At 46.7% G+C, this 19,630-nt stretch carries 17 protein-coding genes and 1 riboswitch; of the genes, 9 read left to right on the top strand and 8 right to left on the bottom strand.

All coding sequences use genetic code 11. The features are described from left to right. The first annotated feature begins 85 nt into the window (after positions 1-85). The 4 genes from V1467_RS02785 (at position 86) to prsT (ending at position 4,745) form a co-directional block, all read left to right on the top strand. A complete protein-coding gene (locus tag V1467_RS02785) occupies positions 86-724 on the top strand; it encodes a TonB family protein (protein WP_416307282.1) in 639 nt (212 codons plus the stop codon). Positions 725-751: 27 nt separating this feature from the next. Continuing rightward, the gene (locus V1467_RS02780; protein ID WP_416307281.1) at positions 752-1,309 is read left to right on the top strand and encodes a sigma-70 family RNA polymerase sigma factor; all 558 of its coding nucleotides are present in this window, start codon (positions 752-754) and stop codon (positions 1,307-1,309) included. Next, positions 1,302-1,904: a hypothetical protein gene (locus V1467_RS02775; RefSeq protein WP_416307280.1), complete on the top strand. Its 603-nt coding sequence runs from the start codon at positions 1,302-1,304 to the stop codon at positions 1,902-1,904. Before V1467_RS02780 ends, V1467_RS02775 begins: the two co-directional genes overlap by 8 nt. 96 nt (positions 1,905-2,000) lie before the next feature. After that, entirely contained in the window at positions 2,001-4,745 is a 2,745-nt protein-coding gene (gene prsT / locus V1467_RS02770; RefSeq protein ID WP_416307279.1) for an XrtA/PEP-CTERM system TPR-repeat protein PrsT, read from the top strand. Between the two features lie 132 nt (positions 4,746-4,877). Here prsT and V1467_RS02765 read toward each other — a convergent pair whose 3' ends face one another. Then, complete coding sequence (locus V1467_RS02765) at positions 4,878-5,822, bottom strand: nucleoside hydrolase (protein ID WP_416307278.1); 945 nt, start codon at positions 5,820-5,822, stop codon at positions 4,878-4,880. Then, positions 5,819-6,715 carry a ribokinase gene (locus V1467_RS02760; protein WP_416307277.1) on the bottom strand — a complete coding sequence of 299 codons (897 nt, stop codon included), beginning with the start codon at positions 6,713-6,715 and terminating at the stop codon, positions 5,819-5,821. Before V1467_RS02760 ends, V1467_RS02765 begins: the two co-directional genes overlap by 4 nt. A 161-nt stretch (positions 6,716-6,876) precedes the next feature. Between V1467_RS02760 and V1467_RS02755 the strand changes: the two genes are divergently transcribed. Next, positions 6,877-7,224 (top strand): PadR family transcriptional regulator, encoded by a 348-nt coding sequence (locus tag V1467_RS02755; RefSeq protein WP_416307276.1) that lies wholly within the window; start codon positions 6,877-6,879, stop codon positions 7,222-7,224. Next, positions 7,221-8,174 (top strand): hypothetical protein, encoded by a 954-nt coding sequence (locus V1467_RS02750; RefSeq protein WP_416307275.1) that lies wholly within the window; start codon positions 7,221-7,223, stop codon positions 8,172-8,174. The genes V1467_RS02755 and V1467_RS02750 overlap by 4 nt, the downstream gene beginning before the upstream one ends. Here V1467_RS02750 and mobA read toward each other — a convergent pair. Together mobA and moaA are read right to left on the bottom strand one after the other, a co-directional pair. Continuing rightward, entirely contained in the window at positions 8,166-8,696 is a 531-nt protein-coding gene (gene mobA, locus V1467_RS02745) for a molybdenum cofactor guanylyltransferase (protein ID WP_416307274.1), read from the bottom strand. The two genes, V1467_RS02750 and mobA, sit on opposite strands and share 9 nt — an antisense overlap. 21 nt (positions 8,697-8,717) lie before the next feature. Next, positions 8,718-9,686, bottom strand: coding sequence for a GTP 3',8-cyclase MoaA (moaA, locus tag V1467_RS02740; RefSeq protein ID WP_416307273.1), 969 nt, complete (start codon positions 9,684-9,686; stop codon positions 8,718-8,720). Then, positions 9,682-9,867: riboswitch (molybdenum cofactor riboswitch) on the bottom strand. Its footprint overlaps the gene before it by 5 nt. Positions 9,868-10,080: 213 nt before the next feature. On the opposite strand from moaA, the gene V1467_RS02735 reads away from it, so the two are divergent. Next, positions 10,081-11,043: a GGDEF domain-containing protein gene (locus tag V1467_RS02735; RefSeq protein WP_416307272.1), complete on the top strand. Its 963-nt coding sequence runs from the start codon at positions 10,081-10,083 to the stop codon at positions 11,041-11,043. Between the two features lie 16 nt (positions 11,044-11,059). Here the strand turns inward: V1467_RS02735 and V1467_RS02730 are convergent, their stop codons facing one another. From V1467_RS02730 to nirB, 4 genes are read right to left on the bottom strand one after another with little or no spacing between them, the layout of a single operon-like run. Beyond that, positions 11,060-12,046, bottom strand: coding sequence for a glycosyl transferase family protein (locus tag V1467_RS02730; RefSeq protein ID WP_416307271.1), 987 nt, complete (start codon positions 12,044-12,046; stop codon positions 11,060-11,062). A 12-nt stretch (positions 12,047-12,058) separates the two neighbouring features. Continuing rightward, entirely contained in the window at positions 12,059-12,937 is an 879-nt protein-coding gene (gene cobA / locus V1467_RS02725; protein WP_416307270.1) for a uroporphyrinogen-III C-methyltransferase, read from the bottom strand. Then, the gene (nirD, locus tag V1467_RS02720) at positions 12,938-13,276 is read right to left on the bottom strand and encodes a nitrite reductase small subunit NirD (protein WP_416307269.1); all 339 of its coding nucleotides are present in this window, start codon (positions 13,274-13,276) and stop codon (positions 12,938-12,940) included. 9 nt (positions 13,277-13,285) lie between these two features. Beyond that, complete coding sequence (nirB, locus tag V1467_RS02715) at positions 13,286-15,844, bottom strand: nitrite reductase large subunit NirB (protein ID WP_416307268.1); 2,559 nt, start codon at positions 15,842-15,844, stop codon at positions 13,286-13,288. Positions 15,845-16,357: 513 nt separating this feature from the next. Between nirB and V1467_RS02710 the strand changes: the two genes are divergently transcribed. Further along, complete coding sequence (locus V1467_RS02710) at positions 16,358-17,824, top strand: NarK family nitrate/nitrite MFS transporter (RefSeq protein WP_416307267.1); 1,467 nt, start codon at positions 16,358-16,360, stop codon at positions 17,822-17,824. A 22-nt stretch (positions 17,825-17,846) separates the two neighbouring features. Next, entirely contained in the window at positions 17,847-19,559 is a 1,713-nt protein-coding gene (locus V1467_RS02705; protein ID WP_416307266.1) for a protein kinase domain-containing protein, read from the top strand. The last annotated feature ends 71 nt before the right edge of the window (positions 19,560-19,630 follow it).

Below are 19,630 nucleotides of genomic sequence, written 5' to 3'. Positions count from 1 at the left end.
TCTGTTAAAAAATTCAAAATAATTTAACCCCTTTTGGTTGTTTCAATCGTTATAGCTATGAAGTCCACATAAAAAGGAAGACATCATGCATACAAGTTCTATTAGTCACATCGATCTTCGTTTTGTCAGCAAAGCTTTATCTATAACACTAGTCGCCAGTAGCGTCACATTTGTGCTGTTTTTGTTGATGCAATATCTGATTAAAACTGACGCGGAAATTCCCGCTGATTCAAAACCTTATGTCTTTATTGACCCGGTTTTTGCCAAACAGGATACACCAGAAATAGTACGTAAAGTATTGCCACAGCCCCCCAAAATGACCGAACAACCCCAGACTAACAGATTGCAGGAAGCGACCAATAATCTCGATCCGGGTACGTTAGCGATCAATACCCAATTCCATGTCGAAACAGTAAAAGCGGCAACAATAGGCGATTTTTCCGTTCAGGATGCTGAGGCAAAACCGGTCTTTCGGGTTCAGCCAAAATATCCGATTGAAGCCGCCAGAAAAGGCATTACCGGTTGGGTGCAGTTATCCTTTGATATTAACGCCACAGGTGGCGTAGAAAACGTTAGCGTCATCGACTCGGAACCTAGACGTGTCTTCGATACCGAAGCCAGAAGAGCGTTACAGAGATGGAAATATAAACCACAAATAACCGACGGCGTGGCACAAACCCAGTATAATCAAAGAGTCATGTTAAGTTTTAACCTGGAAGAGTAGGACCATCTTGTTTAGTAAGGAGTTCAGATGAGCCTGACAATCGCCATCAAATCCTTGTTCAATATTGAACTAGACAATGATCATCTGATGCAAATGTATATCGCCAGCAACGATCCCAAGTTGCTGGCCAAGTTATACGATAACTGTGGCGACCATCTGTTTCATTTTCTGGTTACCCAGTCCAGTTATGATATGGCCAAGGATATTAGTCAGAAAACCTGGTTAAAGGTCATCGACAACAAACAGATGTATCGTGCAAACGGTCACTTCAAAGCCTGGCTATTTGCTATTGCGCGACATTTACTGATTGATGAAATCAGGCAACAGAGATACCTGACTGATGACGGGCTAGCGGTTATTGCGGCGGCTCACATACCACAGACAAACGAAGCCATTGAACGGGCCTTTGATGAGGCATTGCTGGCTTTGCCGTTCGAACAACGCGAAGCTTTTGTGTTGCAACAGGAAGGCTTTGGTATTCAGCAAATCGCCACGATAACCCATAGTGAAACCGAAACCGTTAAAAGCCGCTTACGTTATGCCAAACAAAGCCTGAGAAGCAAACTGGACATTTATTATGACTAGACACCATATTGATCCGCTACAGGAACGCTATGAGTCGCGCAGGCGTCGACACCAGGCGCCAAGAGCCGTGCGGGAACTGATAATGAACAAAGCTCGCCGTCAGCAACAGCATTTCTGGCAGCGTTTTAACTTGCTTAACTGGACTATCGGCGTCAGTGCGTTGAGTGCTTTATTATTACTTTATCAGTTCGTCACTATTTATCTTGGCCCCAATATTGATAACGCCAGACAGCTGCAAGTAGTCCAGATTCATAGGTTGAATCAGGAAGTAACTCCCCCTTTCACGGATACCGACAAACTGAACAAACAGATCAGTATTTTGCACGCCGATAATTATGCCCGTTACCTGCAAACTGATCATATCTTTGCCAAACATCACAGCCAGATTGCCAAACTGATCAGCACCCATAATGGCTGGCAATTACAAACATGTAATGATCAAATAGTGCAAATTAGCCAACAACTGGTCAACGCCATGGCAAATGCGCATCGATTCGAAAAGAACATCCACTCCGGACAACAGGTTAATATTCAATTTGATCAGCAAGGCAGAATTATCGGCATACAATCCGCCTCAACTCCTTATAGTTGTTAGAGTCTGTTGCTCTTCAGTTAAATACGCAGTTGCCAATAGACTTAATGTTCAATACTCTGGTTATGCTTCGCATTAAGAAAACTAAGGGAATAACAGGTGAAAAAAATTTTTCTGATAACTGCCGTTATGATGATGGCAGGTTGTTCACAAATGACGGTAGAAGAACATATTGCCAACGCCGACCAATTAGTGGAAAAACAGGATCTGAAAGGGGCGGTTATCGAGCTGAAAAATGCGGTGCAAATTGCGCCGGATAATGCCGATGCCCGGTTCAGACTAGGCCAACTTTACCTGCAAACTAAAGAGTACGGCGGCGCTGAGAAAGAATTGAATCGAGCCCTGGATTTGGGTTATAGCGCGTCAAAAGTCTTGCCGTTGCTGACCATTGCGCTAGAAAAAAGTAAAGCGGATGTGGCTCTGAGCAAAATTAACCTTGAACAACAAGGCATGAGTGATGACGATGCCGTTCAGGTAGCTTACTTCAAATTACAATCACTGCTGCGTCTGGATAAACAGGACGAAGCCAAACGTTTGTTGCGACGAATTAAACTGTATAACACCGATTCCCCCTTCAAGCAGCTAGCGCTGGCCTATGAGCAGGCCATCGACAAAAACCTCGAATCCTCATTAACCATGATAGATGAAGTGCTGGCGGCGGCCCCTACACAACCACAAGGTTTGCAGCAAAAAGCCCTTTTACTGCTGCAAATGCAAAAACCTGAAGAAGCGGCCAAGACCTACCAGTTGTATCTGGATTACAACCCCGATGATCCGGAAACCATGTTTATTCTGGCAAAAATCTGGATGGATATGGGTAAAACCGAATTAGCCGAGCCAGTTGTAGACAAGTTGCTAAAGCTTAATCCGGAGCATGGAGTACTCAATCACTACAAGTCGATGGCAAGATTTAACGCCAAAGACTATAAAAATGCGCTCAAATATTCTGAAAAAGCCATTTTGCAAGACGGTGCATCTCCTTCCATCAGATTGGTGGCAGGCTATAGTGCCTATGCATTAGGTGACTACGAAACTGCTCAAAAGCATTTACAGTTTACCGCCAGTCAGTTACCCAAAGACCATCCGGCGTTAAAGGTGCTGGCGGCCAGCCAGCTTAAATTGGGCAAGAATATCGAGGCGGCAGATACTATTGGCAAATTCGGCGACCTGACCCAGAACGATTTATCGCTATTTACCAGCACCAGCTATGAATTGCTCAAGGAAGGTCGGGTAAAAGAAGCCAAAGCCTTGATCGAGCGTTCCGCCGAAATGGGCCAAACCGCTAATGAACTGACCCAATTCGGTGTATTGCAATTATCTGTCAATGATCTCGAAGGAATTGATAAGCTGGAAAAAGCCGTACAGATGGATCCGGAACTGGATGAAGCCCAGTCCAGCCTTGCCGTGGCCTACCTCAATACCAACCAGTTGGATAAAGCCAAGGAACTGGCGGAACGCTGGCAAGCGGCAGCACCGAATAATATCAAGCCTTATTTATTAAAAGGCATGTTGTTTGCCAAACAGAACAACCTGAATGAAGCCAAAAAAAACTACCAACATGCGCTGAGTCTGGAGCCGGATAGCAAATCAACCAAATTATTACTCATCGAACTGGAGTCCGCACAAGGCAATAAAGATAAGGCGTTGCAGGACCTGGAAGCCTTCATCCAGCAGACTCCTCCTTATATGCCGGCGGTTTCACGTTATTTTTCTTTAATGCGCCAACAGAACAAAACTGAACAAGGCGTCGCCAAACTCAAATCATTATTTGATGCTTCACCGGATAATCTGGGTGTCAGGCTGATATACGCAGCCAGCCTGATGTTAACCACTGACAATGCCAAAATGCTGGACGTGCTAAAACAGACGCCCGCCATGGAACATCCACCAGAATTGTACAACCGCTTGATGGGCACAGGTTTGTTGCGTGATGGACAAATTGACCAAGCCCTTGAGCACTACAATAAATGGCTGGCAAAAGAGCCACAAAGTTCGCAGGCATTGTCCGGTAAGTTATCCATTCTTGAAGCACAGAATAAAAACGCCGAAGGACTGGAACTGGTGAATAACACAGCCAAAGAATATGGCATCAATACCCAGCTGTTAGTAATGCGGACACTATTTGAGCTGCGTATGGGCAATTACAAGGATGCCCAAAAAAGCTATGACCAGTTGCCCAAAGATATACTGCAACAACCTGTTATTCGAGGATTTCTGGCCCAGTTGCAAATGAATAACGAAAACTATGTTGATGCGCTACCCAATGCGTTAGCCGCCTATGAGAGCAAACCGAATTCCTATAACGTGAGACTGGTGGTATTTTGTCAGGATAAACTAGGCAAGGTTGATGTTAGCAACCAGTTTATCAGTGACCATTTACAGCAACATCCAACCGATCAACTGACCAAAGTGATGATGGCGGAGCGTCAGCTGAGCAACGATAAAGACGCGGCAATACGCTCATATGAGGAGCTGATTAAGCTTAATCCGCAAAACTTCCTGGCACTGAATAATTTGGCCTACTTGTACAATCAACAGGGACGGCTGGATGAGGCAGAAAAATACGCTCAGCAGGCGGTTAACCTTATTCCCACTCATCCGGATGCGCTGGATACCCTGGCTCAAATACAGCTGGCTAAAGGTAAATCTGAACAGGGCTTGCGTAATCTGGCCAAAGCCACCGATACCGGCAAGGCCAGCGAAGAAGTATGGCTCAATTACATTGACGCTTTACTGAAGTCAGGCAAGACAGAGCTGGCCAAACGTAAAATAGCCGATCAGGATTTTAAACAAGAAGGTTCGTTACAACGTCTCGAAGACATTAAAAAGCAGTATTCCTTGTAAAATCTCAAGCTACAAAAAAGGGACTCTACGCAAAAACATGAGTCCCTTTTTTTATATATTTCATTACTATGAAATTAAATATGGATAGCTGTCATCTCGCAGGACTGCAGTCGCAATCTTTTTCCATTCGGGCTAAAGCGCGTAGACCGTTTTATATAGGTCATTCACTTTCACTTCATCCACATTCAATGCAACATTGGTATAAGGACCTGAAATCCAGGGCTCACTGATGCCCTTTCCTTTAGGGCAGCAAACAGTCTGGCCGCGGGTCAATTCATCACTGGAGACCATCACCTTGCACAACTCTGTCTCAAACCATTCAGGGTGCAAAATATAAGCTAAGGTAATCACGTCATGAAAGCGGCATTCCCGCTGGGCCTGGCCTTTGGAATAGAAATCCATATAAAACTGGGAGATCTTGTTTACAAATCCGCCCATCACCTCATTGGATTGTTCCAGTTCATCCAGAAAGTTCTGGTTGAAACGCAAGCTGTCAGTAATATCCAGACCAATCATGGTCAGTGGCCAGTCGGCAGCAAACACAATTTGCGCCGCATAGGGGTCGTTCCAGATATTTGCTTCGGCTACCGGGTTAACGTTGCCCGGCACGCGAGCTGCACCACCCATCAATACCACTTGTTTGATCTTGCCCGGAAGGGTCGGATCAAGGCGCAAGGCAGCGGCAATATTGGTCAACGGACCAATAGGAGCCAGAGTCACTTCACCAGGGTATTTATTGGCCATATCCACAATAAACTGAGCTGAACTGCGCGGATCCAGTTTACCTTTTGCCGGAGGGTGATTCACATCACCAAAGCCATCATCACCGTGCACAAAATGCGCATAAGTAGAAGGAGGACCGACCCAGGGACGAGACATACCCATGGTCACAGGCACATCCTGCCTGTTGGCCAATTCACATAAAATCAACGCATTATTAGCCGACATATCCACCGGCACATTACCAAAAACAGTAGTTAAACCTAACACTTCCAGATCAGGCGACTGAAAGGCAAAAAATATCGCCATCGCGTCGTCAATCCCCGGATCGGTATCAATAATTATTTTTTCACTCACTTATGATTCTCCCTGATAAAATTCTGAACATCGGTCAGCGCCGGAATTGATTGCGCTGCGCCCGCTTTAGTTACTGCTATTGCTGCGGCGGCACAGGCCTGTTGCATAGCCTGTCCGGCTTCCATCCCGCCACAAAATGCGGCCAGGAAAAAACCGATAAAGGTGTCGCCCGCAGCAGTCGTGTCAACAGCTTGCACATCATAGGCATCAACACTTAATACACTGCTTTTTGAAATCATTTTGGCACCGGATTGTCCCAAGGTCAGCAGGACCTGAGAATTCGGCCATTGAGACTGAAAATAGTCTATTTGCGTCTGAAGATCATCACAACCACTGATGACCTGAGCTTCAGTCTGATTCACAATCAGCAAATCCACCCAGTCAGGATTAACCTGTTTCACTACATCAGTCACAGGAGCCGGATTATAGGCAACAGACAGACCTGCCTGTCTGGCCATTTGCAAGGCTTGTGGCACCTGCGCCGTTTCATTCTGGGTTAGAAACCAGTCGTTTGAATCGGCGTTATCGACTGTCGCCTGAATAGCCTGCTGAGTAATTTGCTGGTTGGCACCACCAAATAACACAATGGCGTTTTCACCGCTTGGGATCACCTGAATAATCGCATGACCTGAAGCGATGTCGGTCAATGCGACCCTGCCGCAATCCACGCCATAATCGATCATCTGTTGCTTAAAATCCTGATCGGCGTGATTTAATGCGCCCAAATGCAGCACCTTAATCCCGGCCCTAGCCAACGCAATAGACTGGTTCGCCCCCTTCCCCCCCAACACCCTTTGATAATCGCTGGAAGCCAGGGTTTCACCGGGTTGAACAAAGTGTTCTACCTGATAGACATGGTCAATATTAATTGAGCCTAAATTAATGACAGCCATAACATTCCTGATTGAGTTTTCATCCCGCAAGTCTACCCGAGTGTTTGCAGAATAAAACCATTTGAGCACAAACTCCCGAATTTACTATGTAAAAATAATTTGCAATCTCTTACTGTGTGGCATACAGTATTTACTGTGTATCACACAGTAAGAGGTTAACGATGCCAATTGATCCGGAAAGACTGAATAAACTCACCATGGAATTACGGCGTGGTGTACTGATTCTGACTGCCCTTTCATCCTTGCAACAGGAGCATTACGGCTATTCGTTGCGCAAGACGTTAGCCACTGTAGGACTGGAAATTGATGAGGGCACACTTTATCCGCTGCTGCGCCGTTTAGAAGATCAGGGGCTGCTCAGCAGCAACTGGCGGGAAGAACAAGGACGCAAGCGGCGCTTCTATCGAATCTCGGATGATGGCCGCGAGGCCTTACAGCAAATGACCGCAGAATGGCACAACCTGAACAGTGCGATGAACCTGTTAATAATGAAGGAGGAGCAACAATGAGTTGGTTAAAACGTTATGTGGGGGCAGTAAAATCTTACCTGCCCAGTAACCTCAAAGAGGATATTGGTAATGAACTATATTCCAGTTTGCAGGATGAGTATGACGAACAGGCCGAGCAGCTGGGACGTGAATTGACCGAGGAAGAAATTCAGCAGATATTGCTACAAAGGGGTCACCCGATGACGGTAGCGGCTTCATATCAACCAGGCAAAACACTGGTCAGTGAAGAACTTTTTCCGGTTTATCTGCAAGTCCTGAAGTGGGTATTTGTACTTATATTTATCGCCCAATCTATCGGCACGGCGTTACATTTATTCAATCACGCCGATCCTGATTATATGCGCGCGTCAATTCAGCTAGTGGGCAACTTGTTTAACGCCGGATTGCAGGGATTTGCCTGGGTCACGCTCGGTTTCTACCTAGTGGGTGAAACCATGTCTCGCAAAGCCTTTATTAAAGGTTGGCATCCGCGCCAGTTACCCAATATCACCGACACCGGCAAACAGATCAGCCTGTTTGAAAGCGCGGTTGAGCTTATTTTCCAGTTATTGTTTGTCGGCTTTATCAACCAGTTTTTTGGGCCTTATGATAGTGGTGAGCCGCCGCGGCTAATGTTTCATATCAGTGAGCAGTTATTGGCTTTTTTACCCTGGATCAATCTGGTCATGCTGTTATCCATACTTTACACCCTGGCTAAAATGCTGGCTCCCTACTGGACGAGGCGCAAAATTGTCGCCGACTGGTGCATTTATGCTATTTCACTGGTGCTGCTGGCAATGATGTTCCAGCTGGATAATCCGGTCGAAGTGTATTGGGCAGCAACTGACAATACCGAGCTACTTAAAACTGTTTTCCCTACCCACTGGTGGCAAAATTTCATTGTGGTGCTGGGCTTTATTTTTATTATCGATATCGGCTTAAAAGTAAGGAAATTCAGACAGTTAAACTAAAGCTTGCCAGTCTTGCAAGGTATTGATATTGACCAACATTGAGTCGTTTGGGCAGGCTATTCTTTGATGCTCAAACTGCTCAAGCAAATATACAATCGAGCGTTTACCGTTTTGCTGCAATTGCTGCTGGATAAAGTCGACAATATCGTCACGATAAGGGATGTAAACAGGCAAGCAACTGGACGAGTAACAACTGATTCTTCGGGTGGCAGCACCTGCACTGATCAATGCGCTTAGCAGTGCCTCATCAACCAATGGCATATCCACCGGCAAAAACAGATAGCCATCAAAGGCATATTGGCTCATTACCGCATGAATCCCCCCTAAGGGTCCGGATTGCGGATAAATATCAGCCACACAATCGGGTCGATTACGACTGATAATAACCTGCTCGACATGACTTTGGCTTAGTCGCTCAATACAGTGCACCAACAAGGTTTTGCCCTGATACAACAGCTCAGCTTTATCTTGTCCCATCCGGCTGGATAGTCCCCCGGCAAGGACGACTCCGGCGATTTTCACCCTTTATATGCCTGCCAACACTTAGCCACCCAGCATGGCCAAATTTTTGGTCGCACCGGTAAAACCGTCCTGCAACCAGTGGGTGGCTTCTTTATTGCCCAACAGATTGATCAGTTCATTCTGCAAAGCCTGTTGATCACCGGCATGGATCAGACTGCGTAAATCCAGCCCTTGTTCAGCAAATAAACATAAATGTAACTTGCCGGTTGAGGAAATTCTTAATCGGTTACAGCTGGCACAAAAATCCTTGCTATAGGGCATAATTAACCCCACTCGACCAGCATAATCAGGATGATGAAATTCCTGTGCGGGACCCGCTGCCTTATCCCGAATGATTTGACTCCAGCCTTGCTGCAGCAACCGGTTTTTCAACGGCATGCCGGAAAAATGGTTAGCATCAAAATAGGCCTGGTTATCACCAGTTTGCATCAATTCGATAAAACGTAATGTTAAGGGCTGATGTTTGACCCAGTTTAAAAAAGTGTCGAACTGGTTGTGGTTATACTGTTTAAGCAAAATGCTGTTAATTTTTACCTTTACGCCCGCTTCTAATGCCTGCTCTACGCCTTCAAGAATAATGGCGAGTTTATTCTGGCCAGTAATATCAGCAAACTGACGGGGATCCAGACTATCGACACTGACATTAATCGCATCTAAACCGGCGTTTTTCCATTGGCTAATATCGCGTTTTAAACGGAAACCGTTAGTAGTCAGGGCAACCTGCTCAATGCCTGGCGTATTGGCACATATCGAGATAATGTCGGTTAAATCTTTACGTAGCGAGGGCTCGCCGCCAGTAATACGAATTTTACTGGTGCCAAGACGGGCAAACGCTTGAGTGATATGACGAATTTCATCCAGAGTCAGAAAATCGCGCGAACTGTCGCACTGATAGCCATCGGGTAAGCAGTAATTGCAACTGAAATTACATACATCGGTGATTGACAGACGCAGGTAATGAAAGCGTCGGCCAAATTTGTCTTCTAGCATAAATTGTTTTCATCCTTTCCAAAGTCAATGTGGCCGGTCAAGACCGATCCACATATCGGGAGGCTGGTCGATTTCTCTTGCAACCCTGGCAACGAATATACCTTGGCTGGTACATTGCTGCGGCCTGTTCACCCTGTTCTCATCAGAATTTAGGTCAAAAGGCTCGGAGTAAATAATTCAATATGAATTATTAGCTTAGTATCGCTTAATAACTATGATTGATCACCCTTTGTGTGAAAAAAGCATAGAAAATAATCTGCTTAAATATTCATAAATAAACGCCCTAACATTGACTAGACCGGGCTTATCTACAATTCTTTTAAGGTAGCTGAACAATTCCCCGCGCCCGACAAAATATAAGACAAGTGTTTTAGCATTTAAAAAGGACGATATAGTGCTCGATAAACTGTTTGACGGCAGCTTTATGCCACATGGCCACTGTTTGTTATGGCGATGGGATTTGTTATTCCTGCATGTTAGCGGTGACATTCTAACCGCTATTTCCTACGCCCTAATCCCGATTGCGCTGATACATTTGGTACGAAAGCGAGATGACCTGAAATTTGATCGGATATTTTTGCTGTTCGCCGGATTTATCGGTTTCTGTGGCATCACTCATCTGATGGGACTGATCAATATATGGCATGGCTATTACTATCTGGAAGGGTTGGCTAAACTGGCAACCGGTCTTATCTCCATAACTACCGCTATTGTTTTGTGGAAGTTAATTCCGAAAATATTGCAGCTTCCCAGTTCGGCGATGCTGGCACAGCGCAATCACGAATTGTTAACAGCCCAGCAAGAATTGCAGCAAATCAATATTTCACTTGAGGCCAAAATAGAAGAACGTACCCGCGAATTAAAATTGCAAGCCTATACCGACCCGCTCACCAACATTAAGAACCGCCGCGCGATTTTAAGCGATCTGGAACATGAAATAGAACGCAGCAGCCGCTACGCACATGATTGTTCAATATTGATGCTGGATGTGGATTATTTTAAACAAATCAATGACAACTTTGGCCATCAGGTAGGCGACGACATTCTGGTTCAAATTGCTCAAACCCTGTCGAGCAGTTGCCGCAAAAGCGACTATGTGGGGCGCTATGGTGGTGAAGAGTTTTTGATTATCCTGTGTGAAACCGGCCTGCAACAAGCCTGTGAACTGGCTGAACGGATAAGAGCCAATATTGAAGCCATGCAACCGGATGTAAATTGCTCTCTCACCTGCAGCATCGGTATTGCCAGTCTCAAGGAAGATCAGGATATTCAGTCATTAATTAAACAAGCTGATGATGCCGTATACTCAGCCAAAAGACAGGGCAGAAACCGGTTGGTCTGCGCCGAACAGCAATAGTCCAAGCTATTGCCGATTATGCAACTGGCCAGTGGCGATCTCTTTGTTGCCACAAACTTTTAGCCTCGGCTAACGCCGTTGACCAATCCTGTTGTTCCAGCAACGCCAATTGAATGGCCAACGTACCTGTTATTGCCAAATAGGCGTATTCCGATTCAAATTCCCCTTGCCAATAGCGACGTAACTGCTGTGCATCCAGCGCTTTATCCTTGACTTGCCACTGCGCAAGTAACAGCGGTACTTCGGTTTGCTGGTACTGTCCCTCGCGCACTATATGCAGGGTGACATTACGCTCGGGGTTAAATTCCAGCTCACCACCTTCGCCACGAAAACACAACATATTGTGATGCTCGCTCAACAACGCAGCTTCGGCATGCTTCTGATCCACATGATGGTGATACACACCTTGCAAACTGTTCGGTGCATTGCTGGGATTAAGCATTCTGGCCAATGTATTGGCGCAACTGCGTAAGCCAAACTGGGCCCGTAGTTGAATAATAGCGTCAAGTTGGGGATTAATATGGCACAAATTCATGTAGCTCAGACCAGATTGATCCAGTTGCTGACAGGCCTGGTTGGCATCTTGTGCCACTGCAATACCCAGTTGCGGCAATACCTCGCTTAAATATAAACGATGCGATTCCGGTTCTTCGCTGCCATGCAAAAATATTCGTTTACCATTTTGAGCCAATACCCTACAAGCCAGTATAAACCACGGGAGATGTCGACGTTTACCCGCATAACAGCCCATATCCAGATCCGCCTTTAAAGCAGTGGCGTCGAGCTGGTTAAATTGCCGACAAGCCTGCACAAAACCGGCCAGTTCCTGTGCTGTTTCTTCCCGAACTCGCAACAACATCAAAAATGCGCCTCGCTGTTCGGCAGTTGTTTCGCCAGCTAACAACAGACTGAATGCTTCAAAGGCTTCCTGTTGGGTAAGATTGCGACCCGAGCGCAAACCTCGTCCAATATTTTTAAGATGTTGTTTAAATTGTTCTGACATGGATAGGAGTGATTAATCAATAACTACGCCGGATTCTAGCATAGCCAAGTTAACCGTCTGACGTTTTGTTACCACTTCGCCGACAATAATTAACGCTGGCCCAATAAAGTTGCGATGCGACATTTGTCCGCCGATATCGGCTAAAGTGCCAACGCATACCTGTTGATTTGACAAGGTTGCCTGATCAATTACCGCCACCGGCATTTCTGCTTTCATGCCGTGCTGGATCAGGCGTTGGCTAATCGTCCCCAACCGTGCCAAGCCCATATAAAATACCAGGGTTTCATTCATCGGTTGCCTATCTTTAGGCACCAGTGCTGACCAGTCAGGTTCCTGCTGCACATTTTTCATATGGGCGGTAATAAAACGCACTGACTGGGCACAATCCCGATGGGTCAGCGGTATGCCTGCATAGGCCGACATACCTGAAGCCGAGGTAATGCCTGGCACTACAGCAAAATCAATGTGATGGCGGGCCAGAATGTCACACTCTTCCGCCAGCCTGCCAAAAATCGCCGGATCACCGCCTTTTAGGCGCACAATATTTTTACCCTGCAAGGCGGTATCCACCATTAACTGACAAATATCGGCTTGCTGCATACTGTGCCGGCCACATTTTTTACCCACAAATACCCGTTGAACCGAGGACGGGATCATCTGCAAAATATCCGGATTAACCAGCCAGTCATACATCACCACATCGGCTTGCTGAATCAGACGATAGGCTTTTAATGTGAGCAATTCCGCATCACCCGGGCCGGCGCCAATTAGCCAGACCTGTCCATTAGACCGATTCGGTAACTTGACTTGATGTGCAGCTGCGGTGCGGCCTAAGCGTCTGAAACCATCAGGCAGACGGCTAAAAAATTGGCTGGCGAAATTAGCCAGCATCTAGTCAACCCACTGCAGTTGAACATGATTATTTTCAATTCGGGCACGATACACTTGTACTTGCTGATCGGCATCTTCCAGACACAATCCAGTACGCAAGCAAAAGTGCTGCTTGTACAATGGTGAGGCCACCACGGTATTTTCGCCAATCGATCCCAACACCCCGCGACTGAGTACATTAGCCTTGCCGATAGGATCCCAGTTACTGATGGCATACACTTGCTGATTAGCGGCCTGCTGGACACTAAACAGAGCTATTTGTTTTCCTCTTACCAGCGCACACACGCCTGAATTACTGACCAAATCCTGTACGTCACACACTTTTATCCAGTCACTCATTGTTATCTCCTAGACCAATTCAGTCGCTAATTCGTCTGCAGTAGATTTCTCCATCTGCGCTTTTTCCTGCTCGGTAGCCGGACGAATCTGATCCCGTTGTTGCACAAATATCACGTTCTTGTCCTGTTCCGGACTGTTGACAAACTGGCGGAAGCGTTTCAAGGAGCCGTCATTCTCTACCGCTTTTTTCCATTCACACTCGTACGTGTCGATAACGTGCTGCATCTGACTTTCCAGCTCGGCAGCGATGCCCAGTGAATCCTCGATAATGACCTGTTTGAGGTAGTCCAGTCCGCCTTCCAGGTTGTCCATCCACACCGAGGTACGCTGCAGACGATCAGCTGTGCGCACATAGAACATCAGAAAACGATCGATATATTTAACTAAGGTTTCGGTATCCAGATCGGTGGCAAACAAATCAGCATGACGAGGCTTCATGCCGCCATTACCACAAACGTACATGTTCCAGCCATTTTCGGTGGCAATAATGCCGACGTCCTTGCTCTGCGCTTCGGCACATTCACGAGTACAGCCTGATACCGCCATTTTGAGTTTATGCGGCGAACGCAGCCCTTTGTAACGGTTCTCGATATCAATCGCGGTACCCACACTGTCCTGCACACCGTAGCGACACCAGGTATTGCCTACACAGGATTTAACTGTCCTTAATGACTTGGCGTAGGCATGACCGGTTTCAAATCCGGCATCGATTAATTCATTCCAGATAAGCGGCAACTGCTCCATTCGGGCACCAAACAAATCGACCCGTTGCCCGCCTGTGATCTTGGTGTACAACTTGTACTTTTTGGCTACCAAACCCAGCACAATCAGTTTATCCGGGGTAATTTCGCCGCCGGCCACGCGTGGCACAATCGAGTAAGTGCCATCTTTTTGCATATTGGCCAGGTAGGTATCGTTGGTATCCTGCAATCCCACATGGTCGGGAGCCAGAATAAAATCGTTCCACACCGACGCCAGAATCGATCCTACTGCTGGCTTACAAATATCGCAGCCCAAGCCGTGACCGTGTTTTTCGATCAACGTATCAAAACTTTTAATGCGCTCTACCTGCACCAGATGAAACAGCTCCTGACGGCTGTATGGGAAATGTTCACAGATATCTTTTTTGACTTCCATGCCGCGTTTGCCCAACTCGCAATCCACCACATTTTTCAGTAATGCAGCGCAACCGCCACAACCGCTGGCGGCTTTGGTACAGCCTTTTACCGCAGCCAAGTCACAGCTACCAGCGTCAATACTGGCAATAATGTCACCTTTGGATACGTTATGGCAGGAACAGATCGTGGCGGTATCTGGCAAGGCATCCGCACCTAACGCTGGCGGTCCGCCTGCGCTGGTGGGCAAAATTAGACTTTCCGGCGCATCCGGTAAGGCAATACCGTTTAACGCATACTGGAGTAAATTATCGTAATCACCATTATCGCCAACCAATACGGCACCGAGCAGATGTTTTTTATCCGCATCGACCACCATTTTTTTGTACACCCCTTGTGGCTGGTTCTCAAATACATAGCTCAGCGAGCCTGGCGTACGCCCGTGGGCATCACCAATCGAGCCCACATCCACTCCCATCAGTTTGAGTTTGGTACTCATATCGGCACCGGTAAAAGCCGCTTGTTGATCACCACAAATATGGTTAGCGGCCGTACGTGCCATGGTATAACCCGGCGCGACCAGTCCAAAAATAAAATTATTCCACAAGGCACATTCGCCAATGGCGTAGATATCCGGATCAGATGTCTGGCATTGATTGTTAATCACAATCCCGCCACGTTCACCCAAAGTGAGTTCAAATTTACGCGCCAGTTCATCTTGTGGACGAATACCGGCAGAAAACAGGATCAAATCGGTTTCCAGCGATTCGCCCCCTTTAAAGCATAATTTGTAACGACACTGTTCGCCGTCCTCAATGACTTCTGTCGCCTTATTGGTATGCACCTTGACGCCAATTTCCTCAATTTTACGCTTGAGTAAATTACCCCCACCGGTATCCACCTGCACCGCCATCAATTGTGGGGCAAACTCTACTACGTGAGTTTCCAGTCCTGCCTGCTTTAGCGCATTGGCCGCTTCTAGACCCAGCAATCCACCACCCACCACCACACCAACTTTACTGACAGCGGCAGACGCACTGATGGCTTCCAGATCTTCAATAGTGCGGTACACCAGAGTGTGTTCACGATCTTTACCGGGAATAGGCGGCACAAAAGGATAGGATCCCGTGGCCAAGATCAGCTTATCGTACTGATACACTTCTCCCGATATGGTGGTGACTGTTTTAGTCTGCTTATTGATATCCACCACTTTGGCGTCAGTTTTGTACTGCACCCCCCATTCATCGTACTGTTCGGGCGTTGTCATCGCCAGGTCATCTGCAGTTTTGCCGGAGAAGTACTCGGATAGATGTACACGGTCGTAGGCCAATCTGGGTTCGGCAGATAACACCGTGATACTGGTATCGATATCTTGTTGGCAGAGCTGTTCAACGAAGTGGTGCCCGACCATACCGTTTCCGACAACTACAACTCTAATTGCTGGCTTTGACATCTGTGATCCTTGCTTTTGCTAATTAATGACAATCTGATGTTCATACCTAGCAGTGTTAATGCCATAATTTTTTATTGATATAATTCAATATGTTATAGTTATCCCTCTTAATATATGCGGTTATTTTCTGTTCTTTGCAGTGCATTGTGCACAAGATTAGTGCGCAACAAACTCCGTGCCCGAAGATGGTGCTTCTGCACCATCTCAATCCAATTTAGTGGCTAAAACCCGTTATTATTTCACGCTAAGTTAAAGCCGCCAGTTATCTATTTTTAACCTCAGATAAAAAGCAGTGACGAGCGGTTATGGCTAGCCATAGAATGAGATTTATCAATGTAATTTGTAATTTATTTCAACAGGTTAGCTTGTTTTTTCGAGCTGGTCCGGGAGTTATAGAGTGGCTCTGGCTGCCTATCTTTCTGGTCACAGGTTGAACGCCAAACTTGTCTGAAGCTTGAACAGTTGGCCTGCAAATTGCGGTACCACCGATAATTCAATTTACGGAGAGCAGTTTTGTCTACAGAGAAATTTAACCTGGCTTCCTTCCAAGGCAAGATGAAAGTGTTACATCTTTCCTGGATGGCTTTTTTTATCACCTTCCTGGTGTGGTACAACATGGCCCCGTTAAAGGAAGTCATTGTTAACGATCTGGGCTTATCCAACGATGAATGGAAAACCCTGTTAATCCTGAACGTGGCGCTGACCATTCCGGCTCGAGTGTTAATTGGCACCCTGACTGACAAGTTTGGTCCCCGTCTGGTGTATTCAATCCTGTTAGCGGTGTGCTCGGTTCCCTGCTTTACCTTTGCCTTTGCCGAATCTTACACTCAGTTGGTCATTTCTCGTTTTGCACTGGGGTTTATCGGTGCCGGATTTGTTATCGGTATCCGTATGGTCAGCGAATGGTTCCCGGCCAAAGAACTGGGAACCGCCGAAGGCATTTACGGTGGTTGGGGCAATTTCGGCTCGGCCGCCGCGGCTTTTACCTTGCCCACTATCGCAGTAATCTTTGGCGGCGATGATGGTTGGCGCTATGCCATAGGTATCACCGGTTTGATGAGTCTGCTTTTCAGCTTTGTTTACTATAAAAATGTCAGTGATACCCCCAAAGGTTCCACCTACTTTAGTCCCAAAACAATGGGTGGACTGGAAGTCACCAGCAAAGGGGACTTTGTGTTTTTGCTGATAATGAAACTTCCACTGTATTTTGCGTTGGCACTATTGAACTGGAAACTCTCGCCACAAGGCGTAGACATGCTTAGCAGCAATGTCGGGACGATTATTTATATCGGTTTAGTCCTGTTATTTGTGTATGACTGTTTTGGCGCATTTAAAGTAAACAAGGATATATTCAAGCAACCTGTGCCAGAAATTCATCGTTATGCATTTAAGCAAGTGGCAGTCCTTAACGTTCTGTATTTCGCTACTTTCGGCTCCGAGCTGGCAGTGATTTCTATGCTACCCGCCTTTTTCGCCGAGACTTTTGATTTAAGCATGGCCGTTGCCGGGTTACTGGCCGGTATGTATGCCTTTATGAATTTGATGTCGCGTCCCGGCGGCGGCTATATCTCGGATAAATTTGGCCGCAAGAAAACCTTGTTAATCTTAACAGCGGGTCTGGCAATAGGTTACTTTATACTCAGCCAAATTAGCGCGGGCTGGCCAATCTGGTTAGCCGTGCTGGCCGTCATGGCCTGCTCCTTCTTTGTTCAGGCTGGCGAAGGTGCCGTATTTGCGGTTGTTCCGCTAATTAAACGACGCCTGACCGGCCAGATAGCCGGAATGACTGGAGCTTACGGTAACGTCGGTGCTGTCACCTACTTAACCATTTATTCACTGGTAGATGCGTCGAGCTTTTTTATGGTTATAGCCGCCACCGCCGTGGTGGGATTCATCGCATTATTGATGATGGTTGAACCCAAAGGCACTATTACTGAAGTGAGGGAAGATGGTACAGTTGAGCTTATTACCGTAGGTTAAAGCTCCCCAATAGAGTGACTGTGTGGAAAAATTACAACTTGAGTTTGGTGGCTATACTACCGCAGGCAGCAAAAGTGAAAATCAGGATGCGTTTGCTGCCTATCATCCAGATGGAGACATACTGGAACACAAGGGGGCATTGGCGGCCATAGCCGATGGCGTCAGTGCCTGCCGTCAGGCACAACTTGCTTCGGTCACCTGTGTGACCAATTTTATAGACGATTATTTGGCTACTCCAGAAACCTGGTCGGTTAAACGCGCCGCTGCGCGGGTATTAAGGGGCCTGAATCTCTGGTGCCTGGGGCACAGAAGCACCCATTACGATCAGCAAAGCGACATGATCACCACCTTTAGTGGTGTAGTGTTTAAATCCACCTGCGCACATCTGTTTCATGTGGGAGACAGCCGGATTTACCGCTGCCAGGATGGCAACCTGGAACAACTCACTCGCGATCATAAACATTTTCAGGGCAATAATAGTTATCTTACTCGTGCTGTGGGCATTGATCCCCATCTTGATGTCGATTATCGGGGGGTCGATTTACAACGCCATGATCTGTTTTTGTTTACCACCGACGGTGTGCATGACTTTATTAGCGATAAACAGATCAATCAGCTGATAAAACAGGACGCCACCGATCTTGAAGGGCTGGCAACGCGCATTGTTAACCAGGCCGAGCAGGCTGGTAGTGACGACAATCTCACCTGTCTCATCGTCAGAGTCGTCGAGTTGCCCGGTTATGATATTAATGAGAGCTATCAGCAGCTAACCCGTCTGGCGATACCGCCTGCACTGGAAATTGGCATGAAGCTCGAAGGCTACCGGGTATTGCAGACCTTGTTCAACGGTACGCGCAGCAGTCTTTACAAAGTCATTAACGAAGATGACGACAAGATCTACGGCCTTAAAATTCCTTCCGACAAGTTTGCAGATGATCCCGTTTACTTAAGCGGCTTTGCCCATGAAGCCTGGATTGGTGAACGCATCGAGCATCCCAATGTGATGCGCATTTACCATAGGTCAGACAAAGCCAAGTTTCTCTATCACATCTGTGAGTACATTGAGGGTCAGACCTTACGCCAGTGGATTGTGGACAATCCACGCCCCAGTCTGGAGCAGGTACGCGCCATTATTCAGCAAATTATTACCGCACTAAGGGCCTTGCAGCGTCTGGATATGGTGCACCGGGATTTAAAACCGGAAAACCTGATGATCACCTCACAGGGGCAGGTTAAACTTATCGATTTTGGCACCGTATTTGTGGCCGGACTGGCGGAAAACCAGCAGCATGTCAAAGATGAACACCCCTTGGGCTCGGTTAACTATATTGCGCCGGAATATTTGATAGCCAATAACAGCAGCCATCAATCGGATATTTTTTCACTGGCGGTGATTTGTTATGAAATGCTTTGTGGAGAACTGCCTTATCCCCCTTTCGCCTACAAGGACTATATCCCTAAATCCTTTAGCGAATGGCAATATCAGGCGTTGAATAAACACCGTACCGACTTGCCTCTGTGGGTCAACTTGACCCTGAAAAAAGCCCTGCAGCCGCATCCGGACAACCGCTACCAAGCCTTTTCCGAATTCGAAATGGACTTGCTTAAACCCAATAAGATGATGTTGCAACAGGCTGAAAACGCACCGCTGATAGAACGTAATCCGTTATTATTCTGGAAGCTACTGTGTGGCTTACTGGTGTTAGGCAATATCGCCCAGCTAGTATGGGGTTAAGACTAGAGCAACAGAAGTGCAGATAAGCTTCCCTTTTAGCATTCTGTTTTAATTACAATTTTTAATAAAAC

Origin of the sequence: Neptunicella plasticusilytica, assembly GCF_047922965.1 — a bacterium.
Lineage (GTDB): Bacteria > Pseudomonadota > Gammaproteobacteria > Enterobacterales > Alteromonadaceae > Neptunicella > Neptunicella plasticusilytica.
This window is presented reverse-complemented; position numbering and strand designations above follow the sequence as displayed.

Excerpts from the sequence above, each read along its gene's own strand:
- V1467_RS02785 (WP_416307282.1), top strand. The coding sequence starts at position 86 with ATGCATACAAGTTCTATTAGTCACATCGATCTTCGTTTTGTCAGCAAA.
- nirB (WP_416307268.1), bottom strand. The coding sequence starts at position 15,844 with ATGTCAAAGCCAGCAATTAGAGTTGTAGTTGTCGGAAACGGTATGGTC.
- V1467_RS02760 (WP_416307277.1), bottom strand. The coding sequence starts at position 6,715 with ATGGCTGTCATTAATTTAGGCTCAATTAATATTGACCATGTCTATCAG.
- nirD (WP_416307269.1), bottom strand. The coding sequence starts at position 13,276 with ATGAGTGACTGGATAAAAGTGTGTGACGTACAGGATTTGGTCAGTAAT.
- V1467_RS02780 (WP_416307281.1), top strand. The coding sequence starts at position 752 with ATGAGCCTGACAATCGCCATCAAATCCTTGTTCAATATTGAACTAGAC.
- V1467_RS02750 (WP_416307275.1), top strand. The coding sequence starts at position 7,221 with ATGAGTTGGTTAAAACGTTATGTGGGGGCAGTAAAATCTTACCTGCCC.
- V1467_RS02775 (WP_416307280.1), top strand. The coding sequence starts at position 1,302 with ATGACTAGACACCATATTGATCCGCTACAGGAACGCTATGAGTCGCGC.
- cobA (WP_416307270.1), bottom strand. The coding sequence starts at position 12,937 with ATGCTGGCTAATTTCGCCAGCCAATTTTTTAGCCGTCTGCCTGATGGT.
- moaA (WP_416307273.1), bottom strand. The coding sequence starts at position 9,686 with ATGCTAGAAGACAAATTTGGCCGACGCTTTCATTACCTGCGTCTGTCA.
- V1467_RS02755 (WP_416307276.1), top strand. The coding sequence starts at position 6,877 with ATGCCAATTGATCCGGAAAGACTGAATAAACTCACCATGGAATTACGG.
- V1467_RS02730 (WP_416307271.1), bottom strand. The coding sequence starts at position 12,046 with ATGTCAGAACAATTTAAACAACATCTTAAAAATATTGGACGAGGTTTG.